The organism is Nostoc sp. PCC 9305 (assembly GCF_963920915.1).
Lineage (GTDB): Bacteria > Cyanobacteriota > Cyanobacteriia > Cyanobacteriales > Nostocaceae > Nostoc.
On the sequence record NZ_CAWUDN010000210.1, the window covers coordinates 1 to 4,593 of the forward strand.

General features: G+C 41.4%; 4 protein-coding genes. 3 read left to right on the forward strand and 1 reads right to left on the reverse strand.

Annotated features, from left to right (window positions below; genetic code table 11):
* The first annotated feature begins 552 nt into the window (after positions 1–552).
* From ACM0OX_RS35115 to ACM0OX_RS35125, 3 genes are all read left to right on the forward strand, one after another.
* Positions 553–1,722, forward strand: coding sequence for a pyridoxal phosphate-dependent aminotransferase (locus ACM0OX_RS35115; RefSeq protein WP_414519769.1), 1,170 nt, complete (start codon positions 553–555; stop codon positions 1,720–1,722).
* 86 nt (positions 1,723–1,808) lie between these two features.
* Positions 1,809–2,246, forward strand: a complete 438-nt coding sequence (locus ACM0OX_RS35120) for a secondary thiamine-phosphate synthase enzyme YjbQ (protein ID WP_414519771.1) — start codon at positions 1,809–1,811, stop codon at positions 2,244–2,246.
* Positions 2,247–2,429: 183 nt separating this feature from the next.
* Complete coding sequence (locus ACM0OX_RS35125; RefSeq protein ID WP_414519773.1) at positions 2,430–3,482, forward strand: Rieske 2Fe-2S domain-containing protein; 1,053 nt, start codon at positions 2,430–2,432, stop codon at positions 3,480–3,482.
* 1 nt (position 3,483) lies between these two features.
* Here the strand turns inward: ACM0OX_RS35125 and ACM0OX_RS35130 are convergent, their stop codons facing one another.
* Positions 3,484–4,161, reverse strand: coding sequence for an SDR family oxidoreductase (locus tag ACM0OX_RS35130; RefSeq protein ID WP_414519775.1), 678 nt, complete (start codon positions 4,159–4,161; stop codon positions 3,484–3,486).
* Positions 4,162–4,593: the final 432 nt, after the last annotated feature.

The following is a 4,593-nucleotide window of genomic DNA, read 5'->3' on the forward strand; positions in this document are numbered from 1 at the left end:
TTCATTCAACAATCACTAATAATTGTTGCTTACCGCAACTTATTGAGCGGATACTGATTGCCTTTTAAACAACATTTCAAAGGTATATAGGAATCCGCTTTGATTCCTGAAATTATTTGCGTAGGGAGGGAACGGGGAACAGGCAAGAAGGAATAAAAGTGTACTGAGTTTTTTTCAAAAATCAAATACGAGTCCTATAGATAGGTTAAAAGAAAAGCAATATATGCAGCAAAAAACAACATAGATATCGGATTTTATATTCATCCAACCCTAAAATAAAATCAGGACTTACGCAAAATCATGAAAAAACGAACCACAGAGGGCGCAGAGGACACGGAGAAATAAGAGTTTCAGAAAGCTCTTGCGTAATTCCTAAAAATGTAGAAAATGGATTTCTATTACATTTATTAACTTGATAGATATTGAAATCAGTGCCAGAACATAGTATAAGTCGGCGGCAATAAACAGACTATATTGGTGATTCACCGTGCTGTACTAGTTGATTGTTCGCCTATTAAGAGATACTAAAAGTAGGTATATAGGCAAGAAAATATGGAATCCCTAACCTCTCGTATGCAGGCGGTACAATCGCCAATTATTCCTGTGGTTGGGGAACTGATTAAAAACTCTCCTGGAACCATCTCTCTAGGGCAAGGTGTTGTTTCTTACAACCCACCACATGAAGCGATAGAATTTTTAGCCAAATTCTTAGCCGAACCCGCCAATAATTTATACAAATCAGTTGAGGGAATTCCCCCTTTACTCACAGCACTTGCGGGAAAATTGCAAACCTTCAACGGGATTGAAATCAAGGAGGAAAACTGTATCGTTGTCACAGCAGGGAGCAATATGGGATTTATGAATACCATTCTTGCCATCACTAACCCAGGCGACGAAATTATTCTGAATACGCCCTACTATTTCAACCACGAAATGGCGATCGCAATGGCTGGTTGTCGTGCAGTGTTAGTGGCGACGGATGAAAATTACCAACTGCGAAAAGAAGCGATCGCTCAAGCAATTACTCCTAAAACACGGGCTGTAGTGACGATTTCACCAAATAATCCCACTGGAGCCGTCTATTCTGAAGCCGCATTGCGCCAAGTAAATCAAATTTGTGCTAATCACAGTATTTACCACATCAGCGATGAAGCTTATGAATACTTTACATATAACGGTGTAAAACACGTTTCACCTGGCTCATTTGGTAATAGCAGCGAGTACACCATTTCTCTGTATAGTTTTTCTAAAGCATACGGTTTTGCCAGTTGGCGCATTGGCTATATGGTGATTCCCCAACACTTACTTGTTGCCGTTAAAAAAGTCCAGGATACAATTTTGATTTGTCCGCCAGTCATTTCTCAATATGCAGCTTTAGGGGCATTGCAGGCAAAAGAGGATTATTTGAAGAGTCATATAGAAGCAATCGCTCAGGTACGCCAACTAGTATTAGACTCCCTTAATCGTCTACAAGGCTTATGTAGCATTATCCCTGCCAATGGCGCTTTCTATTTTTTCCTCAAAGTTCATACCCAGATGGATGCTTTTGAGTTAGTCAAACAACTGATCCAGGAACATAAAGTAGCAGTTATTCCAGGTACAACCTTTGGCATAGATGACGGATGCTATCTACGCGTTGCCTATGGGGCGCTACAAAAAGAGACGGCAAAAGAAGGGATAGAAAGATTAGTACAAGGTTTGGAAACTATAGTTAGGAGTTAAAAGTCATTCAATTCCTGCCTCCTTCAAAAAGGCGTTAAGCTGTGTTAGCGTACCTAGTCCGCAATTGCAAATATAAAATTCAACAGATGCCAATTATTCATAAGTTAATTGAAATTGAAACTGAGCCAAAAATTAATATTCATAATATCACCCCACAAATTCAATCTTTTATTGCCTCAACATCAATTAAAAATGGACACGCTTTAGTATTTTGCCGACACACAACAACAGCGTTATCTATCAATGAAAATGAAGTCAGATTATTAGAAGATATAAAAGTGTTCTTGCAAAAATTAGTACCAGAATCAGACCGCTATTTGCATAATGATTTGCATTTAAGAGATGTCCCAGAAGATGAGCCGATTAATGCTCACTCTCATTTAATGGCAATGATGCTGAACACTAGTGAGATAATTCCCATTGTGGATGGTAAATTAGCTTTGGGAACCTGGCAATCTGTGTTGTTTTTTGAGTTGGATGGCCCGCGGAAAAGAACAGTATCTGTACAAATTTGTGGCGAATAATGCAATTTCAAACCTGCAATCTTCTCAGAACAACCTAAATCTGAGAGAATTACGAACACGACTAATAAGTACATCAGTTGAACTTACCTACAGCAATTAAAAACCTGAAAGAATGTTTTCAAGCATCACCTTCCTTTCCACAAACCAGAACTTTCGTTGTGTCAAAGGCAGAGGCCATTAGTTATGAAAAATAACGATAATTTTGTATTACGTAATACTTGGTACTATGCTCTGCCTAGCGATCAAATCAAGCCAGGTATGACGATCGGGCGCATTTTCTTAGGAGAACCAGTGCTGTTACTTCGTACCCAGGATGGCAAAGTGTCTGCAATGACCGACATTTGTCCCCATCGTGGTGTGCCTTTAAGTTGTGGGAGATTCAATGGGCAGGAAGTTGAATGCTGTTACCACGGTTGGCGCTTTAACTCCGCTGGACGCTGTACTGCGATACCTTCTCTTGTAGAGGAGCAGCAAATGGATTTGAGTCGCTTTGACGTGCAGTCTTATCCAATCCGCGAAGCCCAAGGGAATATCTGGATATATATGCCCGATCCCGATAACCCTCAACCGGCATCTGAGATGGAAATTCCGGTAATTCCTGGGTTTGGCGATCGCTCTCACCAGTTCGTAGAGGTGGTAAAATTCCCTTGTTTTATAGATCATGCAGTGGTAGGTCTGATGGATCCGGCTCATTCACCTTATGTTCATCGTGCTTGGTGGTGGCGAAATGAGCAATTGCACGAAGAAGTGAAGCAATTTGATGCTTCGCCCTACGGCTTTACAATGCGACGACACCGATTACCTGCGAATGGGGGTCGATTATACTGGCTGATTGGCGGTGGTGTCCCAGAAACGGAGATTTCCTTTCGTTTACCTGGAGTCAGAATTGAAGAAACCACCATTGGTAATAATCGAGTCGTTAATTTGACGGCAGTTACACCGATTTCAGACACAGAAACGGAAGTAACTTTTGCTCTTTACTGGACACTTCCTTGGGTAGGATTTTTCAAGCCACTGTTACATGTGCTGGCGCGGACTTTCATTGGCCAAGACCGAACGGTGGTAGAAAAACAACAGATTGGTTTGAAATATAATCCTGTGCTGCGGCTAATTAAGGACTCAGATATGCAGGCACAGTGGTATTATCAGCTAAAGCGGGAGTATGCTCGTTCTGTTGCTGAAGGACGAGAATTTGTCAATCCTGTCAAGAGTCAAATACTCCGCTGGCGTGCTTAAATTACTCCAAAGAAAATTCGGCAAATTCTCTTTGTCCAAATAGCATATTTCGGTCTACGGCTGACAATATTTTATTATTGGCACGTTGGCTATTTAAACTGCGACCAACTAACTGCGCCACATCTGCACGATTTATGCTACCAATAATGTGCGGATCTTCGGTTAAAACGCCATTACCCGTTGCTGGTTCTGACTTTAGTCCACCAGGACGGATGATTGTATAGGTGAGTCCACTGGCAATTAAGTGTTGTTCGGCTTTGTCTTTCTCAGCTAAAACTTTTCCCAGTACCTCTAAAACTTGGGGTGAGGCAGCAACAACACTATTGCCAGCACCAATGGAAGATACAAGAATAAACTTTTGCACTCCAGCTTTAACTGCTGCATCGATCAGATTTCTATTACCAGGGTAATCCGGTCTTTCTACATCTGATGGTAAACCGCCAATTGTACTGATAACCGTGTGAATAGCTACATCTGTTACCATTGCGCGTTCGACATCGCCAAGATTCAAGGCATCTCCCTGAACTACTTCAATACCCATTGCTTCTAGTTCAGTAGCAACTGCTGCTGTTCTCAGGAGTGCTTTAACCTTTAGCTGTTGTGCTGTGAGATATTGAGCAATTTCTCGACCAACACCGCGACTTGCTCCAGCTAGAAAAATATAAGATGCACTTGTCATAATAAACTTAACTATTTACGCTCAAAGGATTTTATCAGACAATTGCTCAAGCGACTGAGATGCTTCTGGTTGGTGGCGAACATAAGTGTCAATAAACTTAGAGGTTGTTTGAAAAGTGTTTCGCTGTGACTTTAGGCACTTTTAGATCCCCCCTAACCCCCCTTAAAAAGGCAGGGCTGTTTCATTCGATCTCTTAGGGATTTTGTCAAGAGTATGAGTCAGAAATTTGCTTGAGTGGGATAAAGAAAAATTACCACCTCAACCAGCAAATTTAAGTGCGTTCACCATTTTCTTGCCCAATCAGATTTTTTAGTCACCTGGTTTTTTTGGTTGAAACGCTTGTAAATCAGCGCCTTTTAGGGAATGAAACAGCCCTGCCTTAAAAAGGGGGGAACCGGAATCAAAGTCCCCCTTTTTAAGGGGGATTTAGGG